The organism is Caulobacter sp. 17J80-11 (genome assembly GCF_014349105.1).
Lineage (GTDB): Bacteria > Pseudomonadota > Alphaproteobacteria > Caulobacterales > Caulobacteraceae > 17J80-11.
Window position 1 is genome coordinate 1 of record NZ_JACSJI010000025.1, and the last position, 25,801, is coordinate 25,801.

Consider the following 25,801-nt stretch of genomic DNA (forward strand, 5'->3'; position numbering starts at 1 on the left):
CCGCCGGCGCGGGCGCCGCCGCCCCCGCGCATGCTGCCGCCGCCGCCCCCGCGGGTGGGCCGGGCGTCGGCGTCGAACGGCGTCGAGATCACGATGAAGGCCAGGACGGGAACGAGGCCGCCGATCAGACGGGCGGCGCGCTTGGCGAAGGAGGTCATGGCGCGGTTCCTTCCTGCTGGAGGGCGCGGAGCGAGACGACCTGGATCGGCTTGGCGTCGGCCGGCGGGCTGAAGGTGAAGGCGTCGGCGGTGAAGTTGGGCCGCAGGCGCCAGTCCAGCCGGGCTTCGTATTGCGGCCGCTCGTCCTGGTCGGTGTGGATGATGACCAGCTTGCGGGGCAGGGGCTGGTCGCCGCGGTCGATCCACAGCTGCCAGTCGGCGCCGGGTTGGCTGAAGGCGAACTGGTCGGTGTCGTGGCCGTCGACCCGGGCGTAGCCGATGTATTGCGCGGAGGTCAGCTGGTTGAAGTCGGAGTCCGGCGTGCCCCAATAGAAAAGGTCGTCCAGCGGCATGTCGATGCCGAGGTCGTCCTGCAGCTTGTCCAGCAATTCCTTGATGGTGCCGGGCGCGGCGACCTGGGCGTAGTACTTCTGGCGCGGCGCGTAGATCGTGAAGGTCTTGCCGTCGTAGAAGTACTCGCGCCGCTTGCGGTCGGTGTCGACGTCGACGAACAGCGCGTCGGGGCGCTTGGCCTTATAGGTGTTCACGCCGTCGAACTTGACCACGGTGTCGTCGTCCAGAACGACGTCGTTGGTGGTCCGGGCGGTCAGCTCGAACACCTTCTGGTCGCGCAGGAAGGCGCTCATCTTGTTCAGCGCGTCCATGACCTTCGGGTCCACGGCCGGCGGCGCCTGAACCGGGCCGGCCTGGGCCGGAGCCGCGACCGGCTTTTGCACTGCGGGCTGGGCTGCGGGGGGCGTCTGGGCCGGTGTGGGGGGCGGAGTCTGGGCGGGGGCCGGGGCGGGAAGCGCCAGCACGACGGCCGTCGCGCCCGCCGTCGCGGCGAGCAGCCGTCGCGCCGTCGCGAAGTCCGTCTGAACCGCCGTGGTCCGTGGCATGGCCAACTCCTTCCGCCGAGGTACGACGGCAAAGTCGCCTCGGGGCGGTCGCCCGCCAATCAGGTCAAACCCTCAGGCGGGGCGGCGGAACGCCGGAATAACGCGGCTATTTTTCGTGTCGACCGCCGCGCGCACAAGAAGGAGGCGGCGCAGGGGATGCGCCGCCTCAGGCCTGGGAGGAAAGAAAGCGGATCAGGCGCCGCCAGCGCCGGGCCGGTCGGGGGAGGGCCGACCCGGGCGCATTCGACTACGTTCGCGCCTCGGGGGACATCGGGTCTGGACCGGACACGGACGGCGGACATGCCGGATTCCGCGTCGGAAACACCCGACGCCTACTGCCGGGCCATGGCGACGGCCAGCGCCTGCTGTGGGTCGACGAGGTGGTCGGCCGACTTGGCGTCCTGGGCGATGGCCAGTTGCACGCCGCGGACCATGCCGTTGAAGGCGTTGCCTTGCGCGCCGTAGTCGGGCGACACCGGCGCGGCGCTGTCGCGGCCCACGTCCAGACCGTCGTCGGCCGAGAAAATGATGGCCGCGGTGGCCTCGACCCGGCCCTCGCCGACCTTCTTGCCGTCGACGTAGAGGGTGGCGGTCCCGCCCTTGCCCGGGCCGCCGCTGTCGTAGGCGAATTCCATGCGCACCTGACGCTTGCCCGGCGCCAACGGCGCGTCGGCCTCGACGAAGTACTGCTTCAGGCCCAGGAAGTTGTAGCAGTACTTCAGCTTGCCGCCCGTGGCGTACAGGCTCCAGCCGCCGATGTTGCCGCCCTGGGCGACGATCACGCCCTCGGCGCCTGCGTCGGGCACGTCGATCTCGGCGGTGACCGAGTGCGACTTGTTCTTCAGGTTAAGCACCGAGTTCTCGGACAGCCGGCCCATCGCGCCGAGCAGGATCTGACTGTTCCCGCGGATCAGCACCGGGCGGCCGGCGATGTCGGGATCGCCCCGCTCCATGCCGCGGTCGTCGAGCGGCAGGACGTTGTGGCGGGCCGCCTCGATCAGGAACAGCCGCTTCAGCTCGCGCAGCTTGTCGGGAAACTGCTTCGACAGATCCTCGGCCTGGGTCCAGTCCTTCGAGGTGTCGTAGAGCTCCCAGACGTCGTCCTCGAAGGCCGGCGTCTTTTCGCCGACCAGCAGCCAGGGCGTCTTGTGCCGGGTCACCGCGGTCCAGCCCTTGTGGTAGACGCCGCGGTTGCCGAACATCTCGAAGTACTGGGTCTCGTGCCGCTCGGCCGCCTTCGCGTCGTTGAAGGCGTACAGCATGCTGACCCCTTCGATCGGCTTCTGCTGCACGCCGTTGACCATCACCGGTTCGGGGATGCCGGCCGCCTCCAGGATGGTGGGGGCGATGTCGATCACGTGGTGGAACTGGGTGCGCAACTCGCCTTCGCCGCGCACGCCGTGCGGCCAGTGCACGATCGTGCCGTTGCGGGTGCCGCCGAAGTGCGAGGCGACCTGCTTGGTCCACTGGTAGGGCGTGTCCAGGGCGTGCGCCCAGCCCACCGCATAGTGGTTGTAGGAGGTCGGCCCGCCCAGCTGGTCGATGTGGGCGTTCAGGAACTCGGGCGTCTCCAGCGCCGAGGCCCCGTTGAAATTGATCATCTCGTTGAAGGTGCCGTTCAGCGTGCCTTCGGCCGAGGCCCCGTTGTCGCCGATGATGTAGAACACCAGCGTGTCCTCGAGCACGTGCAGCTTGTCGAGCGCGTCGACCAGCCGGCCGACGTGGTGGTCGGCGAACTCCAGGAAGCCGGCGTAGACCTCCATCTGCCGGCGCAGCACGGGCTTCAGGTCCTCCGGCATGTCGTCCCAGGCGGGGATCTCCTTGTGCCGGGGCGTGAGCTTGCAGTCCTGGGGAATGACGCCGAGCTTCTTCTGCCGGGCGAAGATCTCCTCGCGCAGCGCGTCCCAGCCCGCGTCGAACTGGCCCTTGTACTTGTCGGCCCAGTCCTTGGGCACGTGGTGCGGGGCGTGGGTGGCGCCCGGCGCGAAGTACATGAAGAACGGCTTGTCCGGCATCAGGGCTTTCTGCTGCCCGACCCAGGCTATCGCCTTGTCGGTCATGTCGGCCATGAAGTGGTAGCCCTGTTCGGGCGTCTTCTCGGGCTCGACCGGCGTCGTCCCCTCGTAGATCGAGGGGTACCACTGGTGCGCCTCGCCGCCGATGAAGCCGTAGAAGTACTCGAAGCCGCCGCCGCCGGTGGGCCAGGCGTCGAAGGGGCCGGCCGGCGACGTCTCCCACACCGGCACTTCATGACACTTCCCGAACTGGGCCGTGGCGTAGCCGTTCAGCTTCAGGGTGCGGGCGATCGGCGAGCAGGTGTTGGGCAGCACCGAGGAATAGCCGGGCGCGCCGGTGGCGATCTCGGTGATGGCGCCCATGCCCACCGTGTGGTGGTTGCGGCCTGTCAGCAGCGCCTGGCGGGTGGGCGAGCACAGGGCGGTGGTGTGGAAGCGGTTGAAGCGCAGGCCGTGGCCGGCCAGCCGCTCGGCCGTGGGCGTGGCGCAGGGGCCGCCGAAAGCGCTGGCGGCGCCGAAGCCGGCGTCGTCGATCAGCACGATCAGGACGTTGGGCGCGCCCTTCGGCGGGCGCAGCTGCGGGATCGGCGGGAACTTCGCCTCGGGATCCTTGGCGTCGTAGGCCACGAAGCCTTCGTACGGCTGCGAAGGGATGGGCAGGATTTCGCGCTGGATGTCGGCCATGGCTGCGCCCTCGGTCTGGAGAGCACGCATTGGCGCAGATCACGCCCGCATCCGGCATCGGGGGCGGCCCGAGGGCCCGGTGCGGAACTCCCTAGGGGCTCCTAGGCCCGCTGCACGCAGCGGAAGCCGACGTGGCTGGTCGAGGTGTCGATCGGCTCGGCGTGGCGGGCGGCGGGGCGGTAGCGGCGGCAGTAGCTGGGCGCGCACAGGTGCGAGCCGCCCTTCAGCACCTTGCGCGGGATGCGGATCAGCGGCTGGGCCGGGTCGTAGCTGTCCTCCTCGCGGCCGCCGCGTGGATTGCGCGCGCCGCAGCAGGGCTTGTCGGCCGCGACCGGCCGGGTCGCCGACCACCAGTCCTTCGTCCACTCCCAGACATTGCCGATCATGTCGTGGAGGCCGTAGCCGTTGGGCGGATAGCTGCCCACGGGCGAGGTGCGCACGAAGCCGTCCAGGGCCAGGTTCTCCCAGGGGAAGCGCCCCTGCCAGACGTTGGCCATGTGCCGGCCCTCGGGCTCCAGCTCGTCGCCCCAGGCGAATTCGGCCTCGTCCAGCCCGCCCTTGGCGGCGAACTCCCATTCGGCTTCGGTCGGCAGGTCCAGGCCGGCCCACGCGGCGTAGGCCTCGACGTCGCGCCAGGCGACGTGGACCACGGGGTGATCGTCCAGTCCGTCGATGGAGCTGTCCGGTCCGGTCGGGTGGCGCCAGTCCGCTCCTGCCTGGAAGCTCCACCAGCTGAAGCAAGCGCGCAGGTCGACCGGCCCCTTGGTCGGGGTGAACACCAGCGAGGCGGCCCTCAGCATTTCGGGAAGGGCGCCGGGATAGTCGTTCGGGTCGGGCGGAAGCTCGGCGAAGGTGGTCCAGCCGGTGGCGTCCACGAACTCGGCGAAACGGCGGTTGGTCACCGGTTCGGCGTCGATCCAGAAGCCGTCGACGCTGACGCGCCGGGCCGGGGCCTCCTCCGCATAGTGACGGTCCGAGCCCATGCGGAAGTCGCCGCCCTCGATCCACACCATGCCGGGGCGCGGCGGCGTACGCGTGGCGGCGGGCTCTGCGGCGAAGGTTTCGGCGGTCATGAGTTATAGGCGATCCGGATGAGGATGCTGAGCGCGGCGGCGACGCCGATGGCCAGCAACAGGGCGGTGGTGATGAAGGTCGGCGTCATGCGGTACTGCACCGAGCGGCGCATGAGCTGCGCCGAGTAGAGCCGCTCGCGCCGGTCGGTCAGCTCGTGGCTGAAGCGCGAGTGGGTGACCAGGCCCATGACCAGCATGGCGACCCCCAGCAGGATCAGCGCCAGGCCGAAGTTGCGGGCCGAATGGTCGCCCACCGCCAGCGAGCCGGCCTTGTGCAACTGGTGAAACGCCTCGGAAATGGTGAAGCCGAAGCCGATCAGCGACAGCGCCGTGCGCACCACCGACATCAGCGTGCGGTCGGCGCTCATCCGCGTCCGCTCGAACGACAGGGCGGTGCGGTTCGACGAGAGGGTGGTGCTCGCGTCGCCGCCGATCAGGACGTCGGAGGTCGGGGGAGTGGGATCGGCCATCGCTGCCGCGCTCCTGCCGCGGAACGCTCAGTAGGGCACGGACGCGGACGCTGGGGGATCGGGGGATCGCCTGAGCCTGCGCGGCGGGCGCCCCGAGAAGCCTGGCCGTAGCGGTCCGCGCCCGGGGGTCGGACCCGGGCGTGCGGACGGCGCGGGGATCAGCGGACGGCGCCGATCACCACGACGGAGTCGGAGTTGCGCTCGGCCTGCTCGACATAGACGTAGGGCTGGCGGCCCTGACGGAACTGCGTCCACGGGGCCACGCCCGAGGGGGTGATGAAGGCGACGCGCAGCAGCACGGTGCGGGCCGCGACGCTGGAGGGAGGCTTGGGGAGGTTGTCCAGCCGGTTGGCGGCGGTCATCAGCATGGCGTCGGCGTTGGCTTCGCCGGTCGAGCGGGTCATCTGCGGGTTGGACAGGTCGCCGCGATCGTTCATGGCCATCGACACTTCGCCGATCTTGGTGGCCGGACGGCTCGAGGCGGGGAGGTAGTTGTCGCCCAGCGCGCGGTCGAAGCGGCGTTCGGACGCCTGGGTCCAGTTCTGGCGTTCGAACAACGGATCGGAAGCGAACACGGTGGCGGCGGGGACAAGCGTTGCGACGGCGAACACGGCGCCGGTGAGGAGCTTGCGCATATCGAAACCTCTTGAGTGCAAGTTGTCGGAATGTTTTCGGTAGAGCTTCCGTCGAGGAAGTCCCGCATTTTACCACTGTGGTAGGGGTGATGTTCCGGGTGCGGCCGTGAACTTTTGGCAATCCAAAATATTCGGGCGCGGACAACGGGTTCCGTTGCGACGCTGTGCGGTTAATAATTGGTAACTATTCGGGCGGGAAGATTTGCTTCCACTCCCGCCGCATGCTCACCACCGTCCAGCCGTTCTTGACCGCCGCGTCCCACGCCTTATCCAGGCGTCCGATCTTGGAATCCCGATCGTAGGCCCATTCGCGCACCGCGTCGTCGTGGTGGACCAGCAGCATCAGCCGCGCGCCCGGTCCCGCCTGCGTCCACTGCAGCATCTCCAGGTCGCCGTCGGAATTGCCGAAGGCCAGGATCGGCCGGCGCCCGATCTGCAGGTCGATGTTGATCGGCTTGCCGTCCTTGTCGTCGACGCTGCTGACCTTGGGCAGCTTGACCAGGACGGGGACGCCCTCGCGCATCTCCCAGCGGGTCTCGACGCTGGAGCCGATCACCTGCTCGGGCGGCACGCCGTAGACCGGCTCGGCGAAGGCCCGCATGAAGTCGACCCCGCCGCCGGAGACGATGAAGGTCTTGAAGCCCTCGCGGCGCAGCCAGGCGAGCAGTTCCAGCTGCGGCTGGTAGACCATCTGGGTGTAGAGCCGCTTGGTGGTCGGATGCCGGGCGGTGGCGAACCATGCCCGGGCGATCTGCTGGAACTGCTCGGTGGTCATGCCCGAGTGGGTGACGGCCACCAGCTCCACGACCTGCGCCTGGGTAAGGCCGGCCAGCCCGGCCGCGCCTTTCTCGACCAGCGACTTGAACGGTTCGCGCGCGGCCAGGGCCGGATCCTTGGCCGCCAGCTCGCGCCCCCGGTCCACCGCGAACAGGACCTCGAAGTAGACGGGCATTTCCGCCCACAGGGTGCCGTCGTTGTCGAAGGTGGCGATGCGCTCGGCCGGCGCCACGAAGTCCGGGCCCTGGGTGGTGACGCGCCGGACGAAGGCCTGCAGGGCGCGCTTGGCGGGACCGTCGTTCCAGGACGGCAGCGGATCCTCGGCCGCGCTGACGGGCGTGGCGAGGCCGAGGGCGGCGGCCAAGCCTGCAAGGCTGAAGCTGCGGCGGTTGAGCTCGAACGTCACAGACGGCCTCCGGGGCGAGGGCGGAATGCATCATCGCAGCCGCTCCCCCGCCATCCGGAGAAATCCGGAGCGGATGTCCCGGGGCCGGGGGCCTTTCTCGCCGCGGATCGGGAATAGCCCCGATGTCGTTACGCCCTGCGGGCTGCTCTGCTCACGCCCGTGGAGGCCGGCATGCGCACGTGGCTGGAGGTGTTGGTCGAAGTGGTCGCCCGCGGCGCGGAGTTCGCCACCGTCGCCCTGGTGGCGATCGGCGCGCTGGAGGCGGCCGGCCGCCTCGTCTGGCAGGCGGTTCACCGCACTGGCACGACGCAGTCCAAGCGGGAGATTTGGCTGCGCTTCGCCTCCTGGATCCTGCTGGCCCTGGAGTTCGCGCTGGGCGCCGACATCGTCCGCACGGCGGTCGCGCCGACCTGGGACGACATCGGCCAACTGGCGGCCATCGCCACGATCCGTACGGCGCTGAGCTGGTTCCTCGAGCGGGACCTGTCGAGCTTCGAAGAGGGCAAGAAGGCGTGAGCCGTCAGGCGCCGGCGCGGCAGTCGCGCACCTTGCCGTCGGGGCTGGTCAGGGTGGCGGCGTCGCCCTTGCCGCGCAGGTCGTAGCCCTGGCCGGCGTAGTGGATGCCCGAGCCGACCGGCTGGCCCTCCAGGATCGGCGAGGGGGCGTTCTGCAGCAGCAGGGTGGCGGTGGTCCGGGTGGTCGGCACCGTCCGCTTGAAGGTCATCACCTGCTGCGTCTCGGTGGTGAAGCGGACGCCGAAGGCGAAGCCGTCGGTGCAGGTGTAGCGGGCGGAGGTGGTGGTCGCGCCCGAGCCGGCCGACGACGACATCTCCGCGTCGCTGGCGCAGCCGGTCAGCGCCGCTGCGGTCGCGAAGGCGGCGAGGGGGAGGAAGGCGCGCTTCATGGGCTTCTCCGGGCGCGGACCCGGCCGCGCGGGGCGGAAACCGGCGGCGAGCCGCGCGGTTTCGCCGCCGCGCTCGGGCCGAACCCGGAGGGCGCGGCCGGAGAAGCTGTAGGCGGCCGGGCTCAGCCTGGCTGGCGGACCATCACCACCTCGTCGAAGATCAGCCGCCAGCCGCCGGCCCGCTTCTGCCAAATGCGCACGTAGTGGCCGCGCCGCGGGCCGTTTTTGCCGGTCCAGCGCACGTCGCCGTAGGTGTAGGCGAAATCGCCGGCCTTGGAGGCGGCGCCGGAAAGCGGCGTGGCGGTCATGCCGCTCGGACGGCGGGCGAGGGCGGCGACGGCGGCCTCGCGGCCGGCGGTCAGCTGCGTGCCCAGGCCCATGACGCGGGTGTCGTCGACCAAGACCGCGGCGAAGGCGCCGGCGGGGTCGGCGGCCAGACCGGCGTTCAGGCGGGCCTCGGCGGCCTGCACGCCGGCGAAGGCCCGCTTTGCGGACGGCGAACGCGCCGACGTGGGGGCCAGGCGGGCCAGCGGGGTGTCGACGCCCGGCAGGTCGCCCGTCGTCGGGCCGGAGCCGTGGTCCAGCAGCCACTTCCAGGTGCCGTCCGGCTGCTTGGCCCAGACGGTGAAGTAGTAGCCGATGGATTTGTCGTCATAGGTGGCCGGGCCGGTGGTGAAGCCGAGGTCGCCGGAGGCGGCCACGCCGGCCCAGATCGGCCACCACTTCAGGAAGGGCGGCCCCTTCTCGCTTTTCTGCTTCGCGAGGTCGGCCTGGGCGTTGGTCGGATCGGGGGTGAAGACGATGCCCTCGGGCGCGGCGTTGGCGCGGAAGCTGTCCACGACGCCGACCTCCTGCGCCAGGGCGGCGAAGGCGCGCTCGGCGGCGGCGACGTCGTCGGCGGTGGCGGCGGGGGTCTTGGCCGACGCGGTGGTCGCCAACAGGACGGCGATCACGCCGCCTAGGATCGTGGTGCTGCGCATTGGGCGATTATTCTCCTCCGCCTTCGCGGCGGAAGGAGACATAGCCAAGTTGCAGTCGCCAGCACGGTGCGACGAAGGCCGACGCCGGGAGGATCAGCCGCGCGGCGAGGGGCGCGGTTCGGGCCCGCCAGGACGGTTCGCTGCGGACGCCGGCGCCCAGGCGCGGGCTTCCTTGAGCAGGCGCACGACCTCTTCGTCGCCGGTCTGGGCGAAGTCGGCGTAGAAGATTCCCACCGCCATGAACGGGTCGGGAGTCTCCAGGCAGACCACCTCGTCGGTCTCGCCCTTCAGCTGGGCGATGGTCTCGGGCGGCGCGACCGGCACGGCCAGCACCACGCGCCGGGCGCTGGAGCGGCTGAGCGCCTTCAGCGCCGCGTGCACCGTGCCGCCGGTGGCGATGCCGTCGTCGACCACCACCGCGGTGCGCCCTTCCAGGGGGACCGGCGGGACGTCGCCCAGATAGAGTTTCCGCCGCCGCTCGATCTCCTCCAGTTGGCGTTTCGCGCCCTCTTCGATCCACGCGCGGGTGAGGCCGAGGTGCTGAGCGATCTCCTGGTTGACGACGATCTGCGGCTCCGGCCCGTCGACCACGGCGCCGACCCCTAGCTCCTCGTGGCCGGGCGCGCCGATCTTGCGCACCAGAAGCACGTCCAGCGGCGCCTTCAGGGCCTTGGCCACCTCGAAGCCGACCGGCACGCCGCCGCGCGGCAGGGCGAGGACGACCGGAGCCTGGTCCTTCAGGTGTTCGAGGGCGGCGGCCAGCCGGCGGCCGGCGTCGCGGCGGTCAGCGAAGATTTGGGCGCGGAACGCCACGGTGGTCCTCCCGTGCCGCGGGCCCGGCGAAGTGCCGGCCGAAGAAGTCGATCGCCTGGCGCACCACCTCGTCCATGGCGCCGGGCTCCTCAAACAGGTGGCCCGCGCCCGGCACGATGATCAGCGTCGCGTCGCTCAGCCGGTCGTAGGCCATCTTGTTCAGATCGATGACCGGACCGTCGAGGCTGCCGACCAGCAGCAGCACGGGGCTGCGCACCTCGGCCAGGTATTCGCCAGCCAGGTCCGGACGGCCGCCGCGCGAGACCACGCAGGCCGGGTTCAGGTGCGGATCGGCCGCCGCCACCAGGGCCGCGGCGGCCCCGGTGCTGGCCCCGAACAGGCCGACGGGCAGGTCGCGGGTCTTGGGATACTCCGACGCCCATTGCGCGACCCGCAGAAGCCGCTTCGACAAGAGCTCGATGTCGAAGACGTTGCGCCGGTCCTCCTCCTCGCCGTGGGTGAGCAGGTCGGCCAGCAGGGTCGCGAAGCCGGCGCGGTTCAGCTCCTTGGCCACATAGGCGTGGCGTGGGCTGAAACGGCTGGAGCCGCTGCCGTGCGCGAAGATCACCAGGCCCTTGGCGCGGTCGGGCACGTCCAGGAACGCGCCGACGCCGGGGGGATCGATCACCACCTCTCGGGGTTGCGGGGCTTTGCTTTCGGCCATGGCTCGCCCTCCGTTCCGGGCTCAACCCCATCGGGGAGGCATGGTTCCTGCGGCGGAGGAGGTGGTGGAAATGGGAGCGCGAACGCAGTAACGGTCCCGCCGACGAAAGGACGCCCGCATGCGTGAAGATTTCTACGGCCGGGTTCGCAGCGAACTCGCCGACATCGATGCCCAGGGCCTGACCAAGCCCGAGCGCGTGATCACCTCCCGCCAGGGCGCCGAGATCCGGGTGAAGCTGCCGGGCGGCGGCGAGCGCGAAGTGCTGAACTTCTGCGCCAACAACTATCTGGGACTGGCCGGCGACGAGCGCGTGACCCGCGCCGCGATCGAAGCTTCCGAGCGCTGGGGCGCCGGCACCGCCTCGGTGCGCTTCATCTGCGGCACCATGGACATCCACAAGCAGCTGGAGCGGGCCATCGCCGACTACCTCGGCTACGAGGACTCCATCCTGTTCGCGGCCGCCTTCGACGCCAACGGCGGGGTGTTCGAGCCGCTGCTGGGCGAGGAGGACGCCATCGTCTCCGACAGCCTGAATCACGCCTCGATCATCGACGGCGTGCGCCTGTGCAAGGCCAAGCGCTACCGCTTCGCCAACAGCGACATGGCCGACCTGGAGGCCAAGCTGGCGGAGGCCAAGGCGGCCGGCGCGCGCCAGATCATGATCGCCACCGACGGCGCGTTCTCGATGGACGGTTACATCGCCAAGCTGGACCAGCTGTGCGCGCTCGCCGACCAGTATGACGCCTTGGTCATGGTCGACGACTGCCACGCCACCGGCTTCCTGGGCCCGCAGGGCCGCGGCTCGGGCGCCTGGAACGGCGTGGAGAAGCGTGTCGACATCGTCACCGGCACCTTCGGCAAGGCGCTGGGCGGAGCCATGGGGGGCTTCATCTGCGCCCGCAAGGAAGTGGTCGCCCTGCTGCGCCAGCGCGCGCGGCCGTACCTGTTCTCCAACGCCCTGTCGCCGGCCGTCTGCGGCGCCAGCCTGGAGGCGATCCGCATCGCCGCCGGCCCGGAAGGCGACGCGCTGCGCAAGAAGCTGTTCGACAACGCCGCCCGCTTCCGCGCCGGCATGGCCGCGGCGGGCTTCAAGCTGCTGGAAGGCGAGCACCCGATCATCCCGGTGATGCTGGGCGACGCCAAGCTGGCCCAGGACATGGCCGCCAAACTGCTGGAAGAAGGCATCTACGTGATCGGCTTCTCCTTCCCGGTGGTGCCGCGTGGTCAGGCCCGCATCCGCACCCAGATGTCCGCGGCCCACGAGCCGCACCACGTCGACGCCGCGATCGCCGCCTTCACCAAGGTCGGCCGCGAGCTGGGCGTGATTTCCTGACTGTAGAGGTAGCCATGACGTCGACCATGAAGGCCCTGGCCAAGATGAAGCCGGCCGAGGGCCTGGAGCTGATCGAGGCCCCGATCCCGACCCCGGGTCCCGAGGACGTGCTGATCCGTGTGAAGCGGACCGCCATCTGCGGCACCGACATCCACATCTGGAACTGGGACGAGTGGTCCCAGAAGAACGTGCCGGTGCCGATGATCACCGGCCATGAGTTCTCCGGCGAAATCGTCGAGATCGGCAAGGACGTCGACCGGCCGCTGAAGATCGGCCAGCGCGTCTCGGCCGAAGGTCACGTCATCGACCTGAACAGCTTCGCCGCCCGCGCCGGCCACTTCCACCTGGACCCGAACACCCGCGGCATCGGCGTGAACCGCCAGGGCGCCTTCGCTGAATACGTGGTGGCCCCGGCCTTCAACGTGATCCCGCTGCCGGACGACGTGTCGTTCGAAGTGGCGTCCATGCTCGATCCGTTCGGCAACGCCGTGCACACCGCCCAGCAGTTCGACCTGGTGGGCGAGGACGTGCTGGTCACCGGCGCGGGGCCCATCGGCATCATGGCCGCCGCCGTGGCGCGCCGCGCCGGGGCCCGCACCGTGGTGCTGACCGACGTCAACGAGTACCGCCTGGACCTGGCCCGCAAGGTCGCCGACGTGCGCACCGTCAACGTCGCCAAGGAAGACCTGAAGGACGTCATGAAGGAGCTGGGCATCCAGGTCGGCTTCGACGTGGCGCTGGAGATGTCGGGCGCTCCGTCGGCCTTCAACCAGTGCGTCGACACCCTGATCATGGGCGGCGGCCTGGCCCTGCTGGGCATTCCGTCCCGGCCGATGGAGACCGACTGGGGCAAGATCATCCTCAAGGCGCTGACCATCAAAGGCGTCTACGGCCGCGAGATGTTCGACACCTGGCGCAAGATGCTGGGCCTGCTGAAGGCCGGCGTCGACCTGACCCCGCTGATCACCCACCGCCTGAGCTACGACCGCTACGTCGAAGGCTTCGAGGCGATGAAGTCGGGCCGTTCGGGCAAGGTCGTGCTCGACTGGGACAAGGCGGCCTAAAGCTTACGCGTTCAGGTGCGGCGTGGCCCGCTCGGACGGGGGCGGGATGTGGGCCTGGCGCTCCAGCGCCGCGCGGTCCCAGTCGCCGAGTTCTGCGGCCGCGTCGTAGGTGGATTGCAGGAAGGCCAGGAGGGCCGCGTCCGGATCGGGCGCGGCCCTCAGCGTTCCATAGGGCAGCACGAATTCGCCCAGGCTCGTCTCGTAGCGCGCGCCCTCGGGCTGCACGTCGGCCATGTTGAAGCCGGCCGGCTCCGGATAGGCGTAGGCGTAGAACATGGCGTCGGCCTGGGGCGAGCCCGGCCAGAAGCCGGCGCTGTAGCACTCGTGCGAATAGGCCTCCTGCACGATGCGGTCGGGGGTGTTGGGCACCGGGCCGTGATGCGGCGCCGTGCGGCCGGAGAAGCGGGTCGAGGCCAGGTCGAAACCGCCCCAGAAGAAGTGCGTCGGGCTGGCCTTGCCGAGGAATTCCCCGCGGAAGCGGTCCATCACCCGCCGCGCGCTCAGCAGCACGCGGTGGAAGCGCTCGGCCGCCGCCGGATCGTAGGCGTGGTGCAGTTCGTCCTTCTCGAACGGGATCGGGTTGGGAATTTCGCACGGCGTGGTCCACACGTGCGGCTCCAGCCCCAGGCCGCGCAGGCCTTTCATCAGCTTGGCGTAGAAGTCGGCGACGGTGCGCGGCTTGAGCGGCTTGGACCACTCCTCGCCGGCGTCGGTGCGCACCACCAGCCGGTGCTCGACGAAGTCGAAGGTCGCCTCGAACCAGCGGTCGCCGCAGGGCACGGGCCCGGTCGTGAGGCCGCGCTCGTCCGGATAGAGGGTGACGTGCCACCAGTGGTTCACCGGCGCGGCGTAGGCCAGCCGCACCTTGCCGACCACCTGGGTCCACATGTGCAGGGTCTCGACCGTGTCGGCCCAGTCCGCGTAGCGCAGCTGCGGCCAGACGGCGGGGTCGCGGGCGAGGCGGGCCATGGCGGCGTCCTTTCGAAGAACGCCGCCATTTATGCCCGAGGCTCCGCCGCCTCGCGAGCGGAGCCGTTGTAAAATCAGGCCGTGGCGGGTTTCGCCGAGGTGGCCTTGAACACGACGACCACGAAGATGGCCATCGACAGCAGCACGACGACCGAAGCGACCCCGAGCACCGGCGCGACTTCGGTGTGGCCCAGGATCTCCGCGGCCAGCGACGGCACCATGATCAGGAAGCCCAGCACGGCGACCCAGAAGTGCACGACGGCCAGCTTGGTCTGACCGGCCTGCGGGAAGGCGCGGTAGAACAGGCCGTAAAGCACCATCGACACCCAGCCCAGCAGGTTGATGTGGGCGTGCACCGGCGACAGGGTGAAGTTCTGGGTCGCGCCCATGTAGACGCCGAGGGTCATGCCGGTCAGCGCGGCCAGCACGCCCAGCTGCAGAAAGCGGTCGGAAATACGTTTCATGTCGTCCCAATCCCCCGATTGACGGACCGGTGTTCTCCCGGTTCGCGGCGGGGGTCAAGTTTCCTTCTCCCCTTGAGGGAGTAGGACGGGCCCGCGCGCCGGAGGGCGTCAGCCCGCATGCCTGCGCGGGAGGATGAGGGGTTTCGCTACGCCTCCGTAACCTGGCGAAGGTCGAGGCGGGGGGGAAGGTCGGCGCGACCCCTCATCCTCCCGCGCGGACCTACGCCCTTCGGGCTCCGGTGCGCGGGCTCCGTCCTTCTCCCTCAAGGGGAGAAGGATCCGCCTCCAGCAGCTTGATCAGCTCCGCCTCGAACTCGTCCGCTTCGGGATCGGGCAGGACCTCAGCCAGGCGGCCGTCGACGTAGGCCTCAAGCACGGCTGGGTGGACGTAGGCCGAGCGGCAGACGGCGGGCGTGTTGCCCAGCACGCCGGAGACCGCCTTCACGCAGCGGGTGACCACGTGCTTGGCCTCGGTCTTGGTGGAGGGCGGCGGCTCCAGGCGCAAGGCGCGGGCGGCCGAGACCGTGCCGGCCCAGGTGCGGAAGTCCTTGGCCGAGAACTCCTCGCCGGCGATCTCGCGGATGTAGGCGTTGACGTCGGCGGACTCGACGGACACCAGCGCGCCTTCCTCGTCGCGGTACTTGAACAGGTGCTGGCCGGGCAGGTGCTGCAGGTCGCGCAGGATGCGGGCCAGGCGCCGGTCGCGCACGCTGGTCTGGTGGTGCACGCCGCTCTTGCCCTTGAAGTGGAAAGCAAGCGCCGAGCCGTCAACGTCCAGGTGGCGCTTCTCCAGGGTGGTCAGACCGTAGCTGCGGTTCGCCCGCGCGTACTCGCGATTGCCGACCCGGATCAGGGTGAGCTCCAGCAGGCGCACGACGGTGGCCAGGATCTTCTCGCGCACCGGGCCGCGCCGGCCCAGGTCGGCGTCGATCCGCTCGCGCACCTGCGGCAGGGCCTGGCCGAAGGCGGCCATGCGCCCGTACTTGGTCTCGGCCCGGGCGGCGCTCCAGTCGGGGTGATAGCGGTACTGCTTGCGGCCCTTCTGGTCGCGGCCGGTGGCCTGGATGTGGCCGCGCGGGTCCGGACAGATCCAGACGTCCTCCCAGGCCGGGGGGATGGCCAGGCGGCGGATGCGCCCCAGCGTGTCGGGATCGCGCACCGTCTCGCCGTCGGGACCGCGATAGCTGAATCCCGAGCCGGCCCGGCGACGGCGGATGCCGGGGCCGAGGTCGTCGACATAGACCAGGTCCAGGGACTCGGGCACGCGCTGGATTTAGGGCGTCAGTGGGCCTTCGGCTCGCCGGCGGGCTTAGATTTTTTCGGCCGCACCTTCGGGGCGGTGGCGCGCAGGCCCATAAACTGACCGGAATAGGCCGGCATCATCGGCCCGCTGTGCCGTTCGACCGCGCCCTTGGGGGTGAAGGTGGCGCCCAGGCGCGTCAGGCCGACGTCGTCGCCAAAGCGCCACTTCATCATGTCGCCTTCGTAGGCGGTCTCTTCCATGTCACGGCTCCGGTTGCCCAGCAGCAACCGCCGTCGAGGGCGCCGGTTCCAACTTGACGCGCGTCGCGGGCGAGGCGAGGAGGCGCGCGTGAACTATCGCCACGCCTTCCACGCCGGAAACTTCGCCGATCTGGTCAAGCACGCCGCCCTGACGCGGGTGCTGGCGACCCTCATGGCGGAGCCGTCCCCCCTGACCGTGGTCGACACTCATGCGGGCGCGGGCCTCTACGACCTGACCGACCCCGCCCAGGTCCGTTCGCGCGAGGCGGAGCAGGGGGTGGCGCGGTTGATGGCGGCTCAGACTCCGCCGGTGTTCGACGCCCTGGTCGCCGCCGTGAAGGCGCGCAATCCGAAGGGCGGGGTGAAGGTCTATCCCGGCTCGCCGGCCCTGATCCTGGACGCCCTGCGTCCGCAGGACCGCTACGTCGCGTGCGAACTGCGCGAGGACGTGCACGCCGACCTGGCCGAGGTGGTGGCCGCCGCGCGCAAGCCGGCCGAGGCGCGGGCCGCCGACGGCTACGAGCAGGCGGCGAAGGTCGCACGCCAGACCCGCGGGCGGATGTTCCTGCTGATCGACCCGCCGTTCGAGCGCGCCGACGACTATGTCCGCGTGGTCGAGGCCGTGCACGACGTGCTGCGCGCCCGCCCCGAGGCGGTGGTGGCGATCTGGCTGCCTCTGAAGGACCTGGAGACCTTCGACGCCTTCGTGCGCCGGCTGGAGGCTATCGAGCCGCCGAAGACCCTGCTGGCCGAGGTGCGCCTGCGCCCGTTGGTCGATCCGATGAAGATGAACGGCTGCGTCATGGCCGTGGTGAACCCGCCGGCCGGGGCCGCGGCCGACCTGCAGGCGATCGGCGATTTCGTGGTCGAGGCTCTGGGCGAGCGGGGCGGCAAGGCCAAGCTCTGGTCCGTCGGCGGCTGACATGAAACCGAGCTTCGCCGAAGCCCTGCGCGTCTGGCTGAAGGTCGGCGTGCTCGGATTCGGCGGCCCGGCCGGCCAGATCGCGCTTCTGCACCGCGAGGTGGTCGAGCGCCGGGCCTGGTTCGACGAGGCCCGTTTCCAGCACGCGCTGAGCTTCTGCCTGCTGCTGCCCGGGCCTGAGGCCCAGCAACTGGCGACCTATCTCGGCTGGCTGCTGCACGGCGTGCGCGGCGGCTTGGCGGCGGGCCTGCTGTTCGTCCTGCCGGGCTTCGCCGTCATCGTGGCGCTCAGCGCCGCCTACGTCACGATCGGCGACGTGCCGGACGCGCAGGCGGTGATGCTGGGCGTCAAGGCGGCGGTGGTCGGGATCCTGCTGCAGGCCCTGATCCGGGTGGCCTCGCGCAGTCTGACCGGCTGGCCCGTGGCCGCCGTGGCCGGGGTCGCCTTCGTGGCCATGACCCTGTTTGCCGCGCCGTTCCCGCTGGTGGTGATCGCCGCGGGCCTGCTCGGCTTCGTGCTCGCGCCGCGTGGCGCGCAGACCGAGGCGGCGGCCCCGGTGAAGTGGGGGCCGACCCTCGTGACCGTGCTGGTCTGGACGGCGGTCTGGCTGGTCCCGCTGGTCGGGATCGGCCTGCTGTTCGGGGCGCAGAGCAGCCTGGCGGAGATGGGCGGCTTCTTCAGCCGGCTGGCGGCCTTCAGCTTCGGCGGCGCCTACGCGGCCCTGGCCTACGCCAAGGACGCGGCCGTGAACGTGTTTGGCTGGCTGGACGCGGACCAGATGCTGGACGGCCTAGGCCTGGCGGAGACCACGCCCGGGCCGCTGATCCTGGTGCTGGTGTACGTGGGCTTCGTCGGCGGCTGGAACACCGCGCCGGCCGGGCTGTCCTGGCTGTGGGCCGGGACGGGGGCGCTGGTCGCCGGCTGGGCGATCTTCGCGCCGTCCTTCCTGTGGATCTTCGCCGGCGCGCCGCACGTGGAGCGGCTGCGGGCCTCGGCCCGGCTGAGCGGCGCGCTGCGGTTCGTCGGTGCGGCTGTCGTGGGAGTCATCGCGTCGCTGGGCGTGTGGTTCTGCGGGCGGCTGCTGATCGGGGAGGAGGGGGCGCTGGAGATCCCCGCCGCCGCTCTTACGGCCATCGGATTGCTGGCGACCTTCGGTCTGCGCTGGGGGGTGTTGCGCACGCTGACCCTTTGCGCGGCCGCCGGATGGGCGTGGGGGCGGCTCGGCTTGGCCTGAGCCGGAACCGTGTTATGCTGCATCGCAGCAAACTGCCGCGCCTGCGAAGGAGAGTCCGATGGCCTGGTCCGCCCCGTCCGCCGATCGTCCCCTGCCGAACGAAGGTCTGCTGCGCTACGGCCTAGCCGCCGCCGCCCTGCCGCTGTACGCGCCGTTTCTGGCCGCAGCGGGCGCCGGAATGGCTTGGTGGTGGGCCACCGCCTGGACCCGCGCGCCGCGCTCCGTGTTCGCGCCCGCCGCGCCGAGCGCCCGCCGCATCGAGGTGACCTCCGCCCCGCAGACCGTCTCGCCGGCGCCGGCGCCGAAGACGATCGAGCCGGTGCTGCAGGCGCCGGTCCCGCCCCCGGCCGACGTCTCCGAAGTCGCCGCCGACGTGCACGCCGTGGCGGCGCTGGAGACCGCGCCCCTGCACTCCGACGCGGAAGCGGTGAAGGCCGCCGTGGCCGACGTGATCGCCGCCGCCAAGGCGCCGCGCAAGAAGCCGACCGGGCCGAAGGCGACGGTTTAATTCCTCCCCCTAGCGAAGCGCTGGGGGAGGGGGACCACCCGAAGGGTGGCGGAGGGGGCTCCAGCTTGGCGCAGCGGATTCCGTCGCGCCAGGGCGAGCCCCCCATCGCCGCTTAAGGCGGCTCCTCCCCCCAGAGGGGGAGATCTATTTCGCAGCAAAAGCCTCCAGCAGCCGCTCGGCTGCGGCGGACGGCGGCGTCTTCCCGTCGCGCACCGCCCGTTCCAGCTGCGGCGCGATCGCGGCCACGGCGGGGGAGGCGCGCAGCAGGGCTTCCAGGCCGTCGGCCACCACCGCCCACATCCAGCGCGCGTCCTGCTCGGACCGCCGGCGCGCGCGCGCGCCGTTCGCGCTCATCACCTCGCGGTGGCGCATGACTGTGGCCCAGACCTCGTCCAGGCCCTGGTTGAGCAGGCCCGAGGCGGTCAGCACCGGCGGGGTCCAGTCGGGCAGCTCGGGCGTGAGCAGGTGCAGGGCGGCGCGGTAGTCGCGCTGCGCGCGGCGCGCCTTGTCCGGGTCGGCGTCCGCCTTGTTGATCAGGATGGCGTCCGCCCGCTCGATCACGCCCTTCTTGATGCCCTGCAGCTCGTCGCCGCCGCCGGGGATCAGCACGACCAGGAAGAAGTCGACCATGTCGGCCACGGCGGTTTCGGCCTGGCCGACGCCCATGGTCTCCACGATCACCACGTCGAAGCCGGCCGCTTCGCACAGCGCCATGGCCTCGCGGGTCTTGCGGGCGACCCCGCCCAGCGCCCCGCCCGACGGCGAAGGGCGGATGAAGGCGTCGGCCTCGGCGCCCAGGCGGGCCATGCGGGTCTTGTCGCCCAGGATGGAGCCGCCGGTGCGGGTGGAGGAGGGGTCGACCGCCAGCACCGCCACCTTGCGGCCGGCTTCGACCAGGTTGCAGCCCAGGGCCTCGATGGTGGTCGACTTGCCAGCGCCCGGCACGCCGGTGACGCCCAGCCGCTGGGCGCGGCCGGCGTCGGGGGCCAGAATCTCCAGCAGCTCGCGGGCGGCGCGGCGGTGATCGGCGCGGTTGGATTCGACCAGGGTGATGGCGCGGGCCAGCGCCGTGCGGTCGCCCGCGCGCACGCGCTCGGCCAGGACGCTGGGATCGGGAGCGGTCATGGCCGGGCTTTAGCGCGGTTCGGGTCTAAGTCGAAGGCGCTGGCGACGGCGCTCAGAACCCGGCCTGGAACCGGCGGTAGGGGCCGTCCTCGTCCTGGTGACGGCGCACGGCCGGGGCGACCTCGAACACCAGCGGCCGGTGGTCGGAGCCGTTGGCCTCGCCGACCGCCCGATTCACCACCGTCAGGTCCTCGCTGACGAACACGTTGTCGATACCCAGCCGCAGCACGCCGGGCAGCATGGCCGGCCAGGTGCCGACCCGGGCCGGCGCGGCCGTCAGGCCGGCGTCCTGCTGAAACTGCTGCAGCAGGTCGCCGCTGAGGGTCGAGTTGAAGTCGCCCACCACCACGGTCCGTTCCGGCAGTCCTTCGTCGCGGATCCGCTGGACCAGCCGCTCCAGCTGGGCGCGCTGGGCCTGGTCGTCGGTGAAGGGCCAGGGCCGGGTCAGGTGCACCACCACCAGGCGGAACTGGCGCCCAGGCGCGTGGACCATGGCCTCGACCACCGAAAGTCCGTCCTGATTGCGCCCGCGCATGCGCTCCAGCGGCCAGCGCGAGGCGATCAGGTTGCCCGACATGTCGCCGCGACGGCCGCCGCCGATCACGTAGGGATAGTCTTCGAAGATGCGTCGGGACTGGCGCAGCTGCGGCTCGGCCGCCTCGACCAGGGCCACGACGTCGGGCTGGGCGTCGGCGATGGAGCGCGCGGCGTCGTCGAGCTGGTCGTTCTTCACCCACAGGTTGGCGAAGTAGACGCGCACCGGCTTCGCGCCCGCCTCGGCCGCGGGGGCCGAGGGCAGCCACTGCCGGCCCAGCGGGGCCAGCAGCAGGGCCGCGGCGGCGAGGAAGGCCATGAGGCTGCGGGCGCGGCCCATGACCTTGGCCAGGACGGCGCCGACGAGGGCGAGGACGAAGGCGGGACCGGCGAACTGTTTGCTGAGCGCAAACCCGGGGTGCATGTCGCTGAGCCATACGCCGGAGGCCGCGATCAGCCCCACCAGACCCAGCTTGCTGCCGAGCACGAGGCCCAGCAGCCCCGGCATCTTCAGCTTCTTCCCGCCCTTACCGCCCCCGCCGCCACCACTCGCCGCGCCGGACACTTCACATCACCCCAAGCGTACTGCCGTACCGGATACAGTGACCATCAACATCGTCCCCTGCCCGACGGTTTCGTAATCGAGGTCGACGCCGACCACCGCGTCGGCGCCCTTCTTGGCCGCTTCGGCCTGCATTTCGGCCAGGGCGGCGTCGCGCGCCTGGCGCAGCACCTGCTCGTAGGACCCCGAGCGGCCGCCGATCACGTCGCGGATGCCGGCGAAGAAGTCGCGGAAAATGTTGGCGCCCAGGATGGCCTCGCCGGTGACGACGCCGAGGTAGTCGCGGACCGGCTTGCCTTCGATGGTGGGGGTGGTGCTGACGATCATCGGTCTCTCCTGAGATTCGTGGCCAGAGATTCGGGTAACGAGGATCGCTTATGCCCGCGCTTGCGTTAAGGTGACGCCTGTCCTGGCGGGGACCGGACGGGCTATGGAGGAACCATGCGCGCGCGTTCCTTGAGCGAGGTCGAACAGTCCTGGTCGGCGGTGGACGGGGTCCGCAAGGTGTCCGACCGGGTGATCGGCCTGGGGCCCTTCGGCATCGGCCTGGACGGCCTGATCGCCATGACCACCGCCAGCGGCGTCGCCGCGCCGGTCGGCGTCGCGGCCAGCACCGTCTACACCTGGGGGGCGGGGCTTTTCCTCGTCTACCACGCGATCCGGGCGCACGCCTCGGCCTGGACCCTGATCCGGGTGGCGATCTACCTGCTGCTCGACACGGTGATGGGCGCGGTGCCCTTCCTCAGCGCCATCCTGGACGTGTTCTTCCAGGGCCACCTGTACGCGTCCCGTGCGATCCAGAAGGAGATCGAGCGCACCCACTGGGTGGGCGAGAGCCTGGCCGGCGCGCGAGCCGGCGGGCGGGTGGAGCAGCACCTGGCCGACATGCGCGCCAATCGGAAGAAGCGCGTGGTGTTCCTGGGCGGCGGGGTCGCCGGCGGCGTGCCCGCGCCGGCCCCGGTGGGCTGAGACTTCCGCTACCCGATTGTCTGCGGCCCCGCTCGGCGTCATGGTCTCGCCTGAACGGTGGAGACTCAACATGCGCGCGGCGGGGGCGGTTCTGGCTTTGGTGGCGGCGATCGGCGTAGGCACGCCGGCCCTGGCGTCGCCCTTCGCGAAGGCCGCGGCGGCGTCGCACGGCGCTTCCGCGATCGAGGCGCGCATGACCGCCACGGTCGACGCCAACACCGAGGCCTCCTACGTCCTGCTGCAGCGTCTGGTGGACGTGAACAGCGGCACCATGAACCTGGAAGGCGTCCGGGAAGTCGGGCGCATGATGAAGGCCGAGCTGGAGCCGCTGGGCTTCGAGGTGCGCTGGGTCAACCAGGACGCGGTCGGCCGCGCCGGCCACCTAATCGCCGAGCACAAGGGCAAGAAGGGCGCGAAGCGGCTCCTGCTGATCGGCCACATGGACACGGTGTTCGAGCCGTCGAGCCCGTTCCAGAAGTTCAAGCGCGAGGGCGACTGGGCGGAAGGCCCGGGGACCAGCGACATGAAGGGCGGCCTGGTGGTCATGGTCGAGGCCCTGCGCGCCATGAAGGCCGCCGGCGCCCTGAAGGACGCCAACATCGTCATCGTGCTGACCGGCGACGAGGAGCGTTCGGGCACGCCGCTGGCGACCGCCCGCGCCGACCTGATCGCAGCCGGCAAGGCCAGCGACGTGGCGCTGGAGTACGAGGCGCTGGTGCGCTCCGAAGGCAAGGACTGGGGTTCGATCGCGCGGCGCAGCTCGTCGGACTGGACCTTGAAGGTCAGCGCCAAGTCCGGCCACTCGTCCGGGATCTTCAAGCCGGAGGTCGGCGACGGCGCGATCTACGAGTTGGCCCGGATCCTTTCGGACTTCCGCAAGGAGCTGCCGGAGCCCTACCTGACCTACAACGTCGGCGTAGCCGGCGGCGGGGCGAGCGCGGCGTTCAACGCCGACGAAACCGCCGTGACCGCCACCGGCAAGGACAACATTATTCCAGCCGCCGCCATCGCGCGCGGAGACCTGCGCACCCTGACCGACGAGCAGACCGAGCGGGCGCGGGCCAAGATGCGTGAGATCGTGAGGCGCCACCTGCCCGGGACCGAGGCGGAGATCACCTTCGAGGAAGGCTATCCGGCCATGGCCCCGACCGAGGCCAACCGGGCGGTGCTGGGCGAGCTGAACGGCGTCAACCGCGACCTGGGCCTGCCGGAGATGCCGGAGCTGGACCCGTCCAAGCGCGGGGCGGGCGACATCTCGCACGTGGCTCCGTTCGTGCCCGGCCTGGCCGGGGTCGGGGCGGCCGGCACGGGCGCGCATGCGCCGGGCGAGCGGGTCGACCTGACCAGCCTGCCGCTGCAGGCCAAGCGCATGGCGGTGCTGATGTACCGCCTGTCGCAGGAAAAGCGCTGAGGCGCGCGCCTTCGGCTCAGTGCCGCTGGTCGGTGGGGCCGAAGGCGACGACCTTGCCGTCGTTCAGGCGCACGAAATAGTCGTCCCGGCGGATCCGCCAGCCGGACACGGCGTGGCGCTCGTAGGTGAGCTCGGTCAGCCGGCCCTGGATCTCGCGGGTGTCGGGTTTGCCGAGCGCGTCGATCACGGCGCTCTCGGTCATGCCGGCCTGCACCTCGGTGATGTGGCTGGCGCAGGCGCCGGCGAGGCCGCCGGCGAGGATGATGGCTGCAACTGAGGCGCGGTTCATGGCTGTTCCCCCTCTGCCGGAGAGGGAACGCCCAAGCTCGGCTGTTTGTTCCTGGAGAGCGGAAGGGCCCTAGAGGCGCAGCTTCAGCGCGCCGACCACGCGGGCGTCGTAGACCTCGCCGAACTCGTGGCCGTTGGTGTCGTAGTAGCGCACGTCGGCGGCCAGCTTGTCGGTCAGCTTGTAGTTCACGCCCAGGTTCCAGGCCCAGTAGTCCGTGCCGCCGTCCTGCTCGCGATAGCCCACCGAGCCGCTGGCGCGGGTCTTGGGAGAGAACTTCCAGCCGCCGGTGGCCTCGGTCCACCAGGCCTGCTCGGCGCCGCCGTAGTTGTCGGGCGTGTAGTTGACCAGGAAGCGCAGGTCGGCCGGGCCGATCGAGCGCTTAACCGCGCCCTGGAACTCGACCATGGTGTCGTCGACGCCCGCCACCGTGCCCGGGAAGGCCTTGCCGATCACCGCCCAGTCCCACTCGTAGCCCCAGGCCTCCGGCGCCCAGCCGGTGGTCAGCTTCACCTCGGCGTCGGCCCCCGGACCGAAGTCGGCGTTCGAGATCCACGGGGTGACGTAAAAGTCGCCACGCGCCGCGGTCCAGCCGGCCTGCAGGGCCGGGTCGCCGTTCGTCTTGCTGATGCCCTTGGAGATGTAGTCGGTGGTCGCCGTGATCTCGCTGGAGATCTTCCAATCGTTGTCCTGGGCCAGGGCGGGCGCGGCGATGGAGACCGCGATCGCGGCGACGGCGAGGACTTTCATGAGGGATCCCTGGCTTCGAATCGGGGCGGACTCTCCCCGGAAAGTCCGCACTTAGCTCCGGGTTCCTTTATGACGACTTGATGACGACTGGATAGGGCGCTGCGGCCTCACGCCGCCGCAAATCGACGGGCGAACTGGTCCGCCGCTTCGTCGAACTCGCGGCGCAGGCGCCCGACCAGTTCGGCCACCGGCACGACGTCGTGGATCGAGCCAGCGCCCTGGCCGGCCGACCAGACTTCCTTCCAGGCCTTGACCTCGTGGTCGAGCTCCTTGCCCAGGTCGACCTTGGACTTGTCGGGCATGGACTTCGGGTCCAGGCCGTTGGCGATCAGCGATGCGGTGAGGAAGTTGGCCGGAATGCCGGAGATGGCCGGGGTGTAGGTGATGTCCGCCGCGCCCGCCTGGATGATCATGTCCTTGTAGGCGTCCGGGGCCATGGCCTCGGTGGTGTTGATGAAGCGGGTGCCCAGATAGGCGAAGTCCGCGCCCATCATCACGGCGGCCGCCACGTCCCGGCCGGTCGACATGCAGCCCGACAGGATGATCGTGCCGTCGAAGAAGCTGCGGATCTCGTTGACCAGGGCGAACGGGTTCCAGGTGCCCGCGTGGCCGCCGGCGCCGGCGGCGACCAGGATCAGGCCGTCGACGCCCGCCTCGGCCGCCTTCTTCGCATGGCGCAGGTTGGTCACGTCGTGGAACACCAGTCCGCCGTAGGAGTGCACGGCGTCGACCACGTCGCGCACCGCGCCCAGCGAGGTGATGACCAGCGGCACCTTGTGCTCGACCGTCACCTGCATGTCGGCCATCACCCGCGGGTTGGTCGGGTGGACGATGATGTTCACGCCATAGGCCGCGTCGTTGGGGCCCAGCGCCGCCTTGATCTGCTCCAGCCACGAGGCGTAGCCCTCGGTGGTGCGGTGGTTCAGCGCCGGGAAGGTGCCGATCACGCCCGCCTTGCAGGTCTCGATCACCAGCTCGGGCCCCGACACCAGGAACATCGGCGCGGCGATCACGGGCAGCTTCAGGCCGCGTGCGAGCTGGGCGGGAATGGCCATGGCGGAGACTCCGAAACGGGTTGCGTTTGACTACCGATAACCGGGGCCGCGGCGGCCGGAAAGTGCACGTAGGGGAAGCCGCGACGTCAAAAACCTTTTCCCGCCGGACTTTACCCCTTAACTGCGCCGCCATGACCACCGACGTCTCCAAGCTCACCCAACTGGGCGGCCAGGTCCGCGGCTTCGACACGCCCGAGCAGGCGGTGATGGAGCGCGTGCCCAACCCGCACGCCGACACCCTGTACCTGGCCCGCTTCACCGCGCCGGAGTTCACTTCGCTGTGCCCGGTCACCGGCCAGCCGGACTTCGCCCACATCGTCATCGACTACGCGCCGGGCGAGTGGCTGGTGGAGTCCAAGAGCCTGAAGCTGTTCCTGCAGAGCTTCCGCAACCACGGCGCCTTCCACGAGGACTGCACCGTCTACATCGGCAAGCGGCTGGTCGAGCTGCTGAACCCGAAGTGGCTGCGCATCGGCGGCTACTGGTATCCGCGCGGCGGCATCCCGATCGACGTGTTCTGGCAGTCCGGCCCCGCCCCGGAAGGCCTGTGGCTGCCCGACCAGGGCGTGCCGACCTACCGCGGGCGCGGGTGAGGGGGCGCCGGCCTTCGAGCGCTACAGCCACCGAAGGATCG

At 70.6% G+C, this 25,801-nt stretch carries 29 protein-coding genes; 9 read left to right on the top strand and 20 right to left on the bottom strand.

Features of this window, described 5'->3' with window-relative positions; translation table 11 throughout:
• Positions 1–154 precede the first annotated feature (154 nt).
• The 6 genes from H8B08_RS18115 to H8B08_RS18140 form a co-directional block, all read right to left on the bottom strand.
• Complete coding sequence (locus H8B08_RS18115) at positions 155–1,057, bottom strand: DUF2092 domain-containing protein (protein WP_187451604.1); 903 nt, start codon at positions 1,055–1,057, stop codon at positions 155–157.
• Positions 1,058–1,389: 332 nt separating this feature from the next.
• Positions 1,390–3,786: an arylsulfatase gene (locus H8B08_RS18120; RefSeq protein ID WP_304516291.1), complete on the bottom strand. Its 2,397-nt coding sequence runs from the start codon at positions 3,784–3,786 to the stop codon at positions 1,390–1,392.
• 71 nt (positions 3,787–3,857) lie between these two features.
• A complete protein-coding gene (locus H8B08_RS18125; protein WP_187451605.1) occupies positions 3,858–4,829 on the bottom strand; it encodes a formylglycine-generating enzyme family protein in 972 nt (323 codons plus the stop codon).
• Positions 4,826–5,299: a YidH family protein gene (locus H8B08_RS18130; RefSeq protein WP_187451606.1), complete on the bottom strand. Its 474-nt coding sequence runs from the start codon at positions 5,297–5,299 to the stop codon at positions 4,826–4,828. Before H8B08_RS18130 ends, H8B08_RS18125 begins: the two co-directional genes overlap by 4 nt.
• A gap of 158 nt (positions 5,300–5,457) precedes the next feature.
• Positions 5,458–5,934 (bottom strand): hypothetical protein, encoded by a 477-nt coding sequence (locus H8B08_RS18135; protein WP_187451607.1) that lies wholly within the window; start codon positions 5,932–5,934, stop codon positions 5,458–5,460.
• A gap of 184 nt (positions 5,935–6,118) precedes the next feature.
• Complete coding sequence (locus H8B08_RS18140) at positions 6,119–7,117, bottom strand: HAD family hydrolase (RefSeq protein WP_187451608.1); 999 nt, start codon at positions 7,115–7,117, stop codon at positions 6,119–6,121.
• 171 nt (positions 7,118–7,288) lie between these two features.
• Here H8B08_RS18140 and H8B08_RS18145 point away from each other — a divergent pair, with 171 nt between their 5' ends.
• Entirely contained in the window at positions 7,289–7,633 is a 345-nt protein-coding gene (locus H8B08_RS18145; protein WP_187451609.1) for a DUF1622 domain-containing protein, read from the top strand.
• A 4-nt stretch (positions 7,634–7,637) separates the two neighbouring features.
• On the opposite strand, the gene H8B08_RS18150 is transcribed toward H8B08_RS18145, so the two are convergent.
• From H8B08_RS18150 to H8B08_RS18165, 4 genes are all read right to left on the bottom strand, one after another.
• Entirely contained in the window at positions 7,638–8,021 is a 384-nt protein-coding gene (locus H8B08_RS18150; RefSeq protein WP_187451610.1) for an MliC family protein, read from the bottom strand.
• Between the two features lie 122 nt (positions 8,022–8,143).
• The gene (locus H8B08_RS18155; RefSeq protein ID WP_187451611.1) at positions 8,144–9,001 is read right to left on the bottom strand and encodes a nuclear transport factor 2 family protein; all 858 of its coding nucleotides are present in this window, start codon (positions 8,999–9,001) and stop codon (positions 8,144–8,146) included.
• A 93-nt stretch (positions 9,002–9,094) separates the two neighbouring features.
• Positions 9,095–9,814, bottom strand: a complete 720-nt coding sequence (locus H8B08_RS18160) for a phosphoribosyltransferase (RefSeq protein WP_187451612.1) — start codon at positions 9,812–9,814, stop codon at positions 9,095–9,097.
• Positions 9,786–10,478 (bottom strand): dienelactone hydrolase family protein, encoded by a 693-nt coding sequence (locus H8B08_RS18165; RefSeq protein ID WP_187451613.1) that lies wholly within the window; start codon positions 10,476–10,478, stop codon positions 9,786–9,788. The genes H8B08_RS18160 and H8B08_RS18165 overlap by 29 nt, the downstream gene beginning before the upstream one ends.
• A 118-nt stretch (positions 10,479–10,596) precedes the next feature.
• Between H8B08_RS18165 and H8B08_RS18170 the strand changes: the two genes are divergently transcribed.
• Complete coding sequence (locus tag H8B08_RS18170) at positions 10,597–11,811, top strand: glycine C-acetyltransferase (protein WP_187451614.1); 1,215 nt, start codon at positions 10,597–10,599, stop codon at positions 11,809–11,811.
• Between the two features lie 26 nt (positions 11,812–11,837).
• Positions 11,838–12,875, top strand: a complete 1,038-nt coding sequence (tdh, locus tag H8B08_RS18175) for an L-threonine 3-dehydrogenase (protein WP_370545533.1) — start codon at positions 11,838–11,840, stop codon at positions 12,873–12,875.
• A 3-nt stretch (positions 12,876–12,878) separates the two neighbouring features.
• Here the strand turns inward: tdh and H8B08_RS18180 are convergent, their stop codons facing one another.
• From H8B08_RS18180 to H8B08_RS18195, 4 genes are all read right to left on the bottom strand, one after another.
• Positions 12,879–13,844: a DUF5996 family protein gene (locus H8B08_RS18180; RefSeq protein WP_187451616.1), complete on the bottom strand. Its 966-nt coding sequence runs from the start codon at positions 13,842–13,844 to the stop codon at positions 12,879–12,881.
• A gap of 74 nt (positions 13,845–13,918) precedes the next feature.
• The gene (locus H8B08_RS18185) at positions 13,919–14,308 is read right to left on the bottom strand and encodes a cytochrome-c oxidase (protein ID WP_187451617.1); all 390 of its coding nucleotides are present in this window, start codon (positions 14,306–14,308) and stop codon (positions 13,919–13,921) included.
• A 220-nt stretch (positions 14,309–14,528) separates the two neighbouring features.
• Complete coding sequence (locus tag H8B08_RS18190) at positions 14,529–15,572, bottom strand: DNA topoisomerase IB (RefSeq protein ID WP_370545528.1); 1,044 nt, start codon at positions 15,570–15,572, stop codon at positions 14,529–14,531.
• 17 nt (positions 15,573–15,589) lie between these two features.
• Complete coding sequence (locus H8B08_RS18195; RefSeq protein WP_187451618.1) at positions 15,590–15,811, bottom strand: hypothetical protein; 222 nt, start codon at positions 15,809–15,811, stop codon at positions 15,590–15,592.
• Positions 15,812–15,899: 88 nt separating this feature from the next.
• Here H8B08_RS18195 and rlmJ point away from each other — a divergent pair, with 88 nt between their 5' ends.
• Genes rlmJ through H8B08_RS18210 form a run of 3 tightly spaced genes read left to right on the top strand, consistent with a single transcriptional unit; the run spans position 15,900 to position 18,475 of the window.
• A complete protein-coding gene (gene rlmJ / locus H8B08_RS18200) occupies positions 15,900–16,733 on the top strand; it encodes a 23S rRNA (adenine(2030)-N(6))-methyltransferase RlmJ (protein WP_187451619.1) in 834 nt (277 codons plus the stop codon).
• A gap of 1 nt (position 16,734) precedes the next feature.
• Complete coding sequence (gene chrA, locus H8B08_RS18205) at positions 16,735–17,967, top strand: chromate efflux transporter (RefSeq protein ID WP_187451620.1); 1,233 nt, start codon at positions 16,735–16,737, stop codon at positions 17,965–17,967.
• A gap of 58 nt (positions 17,968–18,025) precedes the next feature.
• Entirely contained in the window at positions 18,026–18,475 is a 450-nt protein-coding gene (locus H8B08_RS18210) for a hypothetical protein (protein ID WP_187451621.1), read from the top strand.
• A gap of 144 nt (positions 18,476–18,619) precedes the next feature.
• On the opposite strand, the gene meaB is transcribed toward H8B08_RS18210, so the two are convergent.
• The 3 genes from meaB to H8B08_RS18225 all read right to left on the bottom strand — a co-directional run bounded on the left by meaB (position 18,620) and on the right by H8B08_RS18225 (position 21,023).
• Positions 18,620–19,600, bottom strand: coding sequence for a methylmalonyl Co-A mutase-associated GTPase MeaB (meaB, locus tag H8B08_RS18215; RefSeq protein WP_187451622.1), 981 nt, complete (start codon positions 19,598–19,600; stop codon positions 18,620–18,622).
• Between the two features lie 52 nt (positions 19,601–19,652).
• Positions 19,653–20,642 carry an endonuclease/exonuclease/phosphatase family protein gene (locus H8B08_RS18220; protein ID WP_187451623.1) on the bottom strand — a complete coding sequence of 330 codons (990 nt, stop codon included), beginning with the start codon at positions 20,640–20,642 and terminating at the stop codon, positions 19,653–19,655.
• A 63-nt stretch (positions 20,643–20,705) separates the two neighbouring features.
• Complete coding sequence (locus H8B08_RS18225; RefSeq protein WP_163260318.1) at positions 20,706–21,023, bottom strand: heavy metal-binding domain-containing protein; 318 nt, start codon at positions 21,021–21,023, stop codon at positions 20,706–20,708.
• Positions 21,024–21,137: 114 nt separating this feature from the next.
• Here H8B08_RS18225 and H8B08_RS18230 point away from each other — a divergent pair, with 114 nt between their 5' ends.
• Together H8B08_RS18230 and H8B08_RS18235 are read left to right on the top strand one after the other, a co-directional pair.
• Positions 21,138–21,665, top strand: a complete 528-nt coding sequence (locus H8B08_RS18230) for a DUF4112 domain-containing protein (RefSeq protein ID WP_187451624.1) — start codon at positions 21,138–21,140, stop codon at positions 21,663–21,665.
• A gap of 70 nt (positions 21,666–21,735) precedes the next feature.
• Positions 21,736–23,076: a M20/M25/M40 family metallo-hydrolase gene (locus H8B08_RS18235; RefSeq protein WP_187451625.1), complete on the top strand. Its 1,341-nt coding sequence runs from the start codon at positions 21,736–21,738 to the stop codon at positions 23,074–23,076.
• Positions 23,077–23,092: 16 nt separating this feature from the next.
• Here H8B08_RS18235 and H8B08_RS18240 read toward each other — a convergent pair whose 3' ends face one another.
• The 3 genes from H8B08_RS18240 to H8B08_RS18250 form a co-directional block, all read right to left on the bottom strand.
• A complete protein-coding gene (locus H8B08_RS18240) occupies positions 23,093–23,365 on the bottom strand; it encodes a MoaD/ThiS family protein (protein ID WP_187451626.1) in 273 nt (90 codons plus the stop codon).
• Positions 23,366–23,434: 69 nt separating this feature from the next.
• Entirely contained in the window at positions 23,435–24,112 is a 678-nt protein-coding gene (locus tag H8B08_RS18245) for a TorF family putative porin (protein ID WP_187451627.1), read from the bottom strand.
• 107 nt (positions 24,113–24,219) lie between these two features.
• On the bottom strand, positions 24,220–25,167 hold the full coding sequence (locus H8B08_RS18250; protein ID WP_187451628.1) for a nitronate monooxygenase family protein: 948 nt from the start codon (positions 25,165–25,167) through the stop codon (positions 24,220–24,222).
• 131 nt (positions 25,168–25,298) lie between these two features.
• On the opposite strand from H8B08_RS18250, the gene queF reads away from it, so the two are divergent.
• Complete coding sequence (queF, locus tag H8B08_RS18255) at positions 25,299–25,760, top strand: preQ(1) synthase (RefSeq protein WP_187451629.1); 462 nt, start codon at positions 25,299–25,301, stop codon at positions 25,758–25,760.
• The last annotated feature ends 41 nt before the right edge of the window (positions 25,761–25,801 follow it).

What these genes read in the sequence shown, in the direction of transcription:
- H8B08_RS18170 (WP_187451614.1), top strand. Translation starts at nt 10,597, where the DNA reads ATGCGTGAAGATTTCTACGGCCGGGTTCGCAGCGAACTCGCCGACATC.
- H8B08_RS18220 (WP_187451623.1), bottom strand. Translation starts at nt 20,642, where the DNA reads ATGCCGGGGCTGCTGGGCCTCGTGCTCGGCAGCAAGCTGGGTCTGGTG.
- chrA (WP_187451620.1), top strand. Translation starts at nt 16,735, where the DNA reads ATGAAACCGAGCTTCGCCGAAGCCCTGCGCGTCTGGCTGAAGGTCGGC.
- H8B08_RS18155 (WP_187451611.1), bottom strand. Translation starts at nt 9,001, where the DNA reads ATGCGCAGCACCACGATCCTAGGCGGCGTGATCGCCGTCCTGTTGGCG.
- H8B08_RS18210 (WP_187451621.1), top strand. Translation starts at nt 18,026, where the DNA reads ATGGCCTGGTCCGCCCCGTCCGCCGATCGTCCCCTGCCGAACGAAGGT.
- H8B08_RS18250 (WP_187451628.1), bottom strand. Translation starts at nt 25,167, where the DNA reads ATGGCCATTCCCGCCCAGCTCGCACGCGGCCTGAAGCTGCCCGTGATC.
- H8B08_RS18195 (WP_187451618.1), bottom strand. Translation starts at nt 15,811, where the DNA reads ATGGAAGAGACCGCCTACGAAGGCGACATGATGAAGTGGCGCTTTGGC.
- H8B08_RS18115 (WP_187451604.1), bottom strand. Translation starts at nt 1,057, where the DNA reads ATGCCACGGACCACGGCGGTTCAGACGGACTTCGCGACGGCGCGACGG.
- meaB (WP_187451622.1), bottom strand. Translation starts at nt 19,600, where the DNA reads ATGACCGCTCCCGATCCCAGCGTCCTGGCCGAGCGCGTGCGCGCGGGC.
- H8B08_RS18125 (WP_187451605.1), bottom strand. Translation starts at nt 4,829, where the DNA reads ATGACCGCCGAAACCTTCGCCGCAGAGCCCGCCGCCACGCGTACGCCG.
- tdh (WP_370545533.1), top strand. Translation starts at nt 11,838, where the DNA reads ATGAAGGCCCTGGCCAAGATGAAGCCGGCCGAGGGCCTGGAGCTGATC.
- H8B08_RS18240 (WP_187451626.1), bottom strand. Translation starts at nt 23,365, where the DNA reads ATGAACCGCGCCTCAGTTGCAGCCATCATCCTCGCCGGCGGCCTCGCC.
- H8B08_RS18235 (WP_187451625.1), top strand. Translation starts at nt 21,736, where the DNA reads ATGCGCGCGGCGGGGGCGGTTCTGGCTTTGGTGGCGGCGATCGGCGTA.
- H8B08_RS18230 (WP_187451624.1), top strand. Translation starts at nt 21,138, where the DNA reads ATGCGCGCGCGTTCCTTGAGCGAGGTCGAACAGTCCTGGTCGGCGGTG.
- H8B08_RS18150 (WP_187451610.1), bottom strand. Translation starts at nt 8,021, where the DNA reads ATGAAGCGCGCCTTCCTCCCCCTCGCCGCCTTCGCGACCGCAGCGGCG.
- H8B08_RS18245 (WP_187451627.1), bottom strand. Translation starts at nt 24,112, where the DNA reads ATGAAAGTCCTCGCCGTCGCCGCGATCGCGGTCTCCATCGCCGCGCCC.
- H8B08_RS18165 (WP_187451613.1), bottom strand. Translation starts at nt 10,478, where the DNA reads ATGGCCGAAAGCAAAGCCCCGCAACCCCGAGAGGTGGTGATCGATCCC.
- H8B08_RS18145 (WP_187451609.1), top strand. Translation starts at nt 7,289, where the DNA reads ATGCGCACGTGGCTGGAGGTGTTGGTCGAAGTGGTCGCCCGCGGCGCG.
- H8B08_RS18135 (WP_187451607.1), bottom strand. Translation starts at nt 5,934, where the DNA reads ATGCGCAAGCTCCTCACCGGCGCCGTGTTCGCCGTCGCAACGCTTGTC.
- H8B08_RS18185 (WP_187451617.1), bottom strand. Translation starts at nt 14,308, where the DNA reads ATGAAACGTATTTCCGACCGCTTTCTGCAGCTGGGCGTGCTGGCCGCG.
- queF (WP_187451629.1), top strand. Translation starts at nt 25,299, where the DNA reads ATGACCACCGACGTCTCCAAGCTCACCCAACTGGGCGGCCAGGTCCGC.
- H8B08_RS18180 (WP_187451616.1), bottom strand. Translation starts at nt 13,844, where the DNA reads ATGGCCCGCCTCGCCCGCGACCCCGCCGTCTGGCCGCAGCTGCGCTAC.
- H8B08_RS18120 (WP_304516291.1), bottom strand. Translation starts at nt 3,786, where the DNA reads ATGCGTGCTCTCCAGACCGAGGGCGCAGCCATGGCCGACATCCAGCGC.
- H8B08_RS18130 (WP_187451606.1), bottom strand. Translation starts at nt 5,299, where the DNA reads ATGGCCGATCCCACTCCCCCGACCTCCGACGTCCTGATCGGCGGCGAC.
- H8B08_RS18225 (WP_163260318.1), bottom strand. Translation starts at nt 21,023, where the DNA reads ATGATCGTCAGCACCACCCCCACCATCGAAGGCAAGCCGGTCCGCGAC.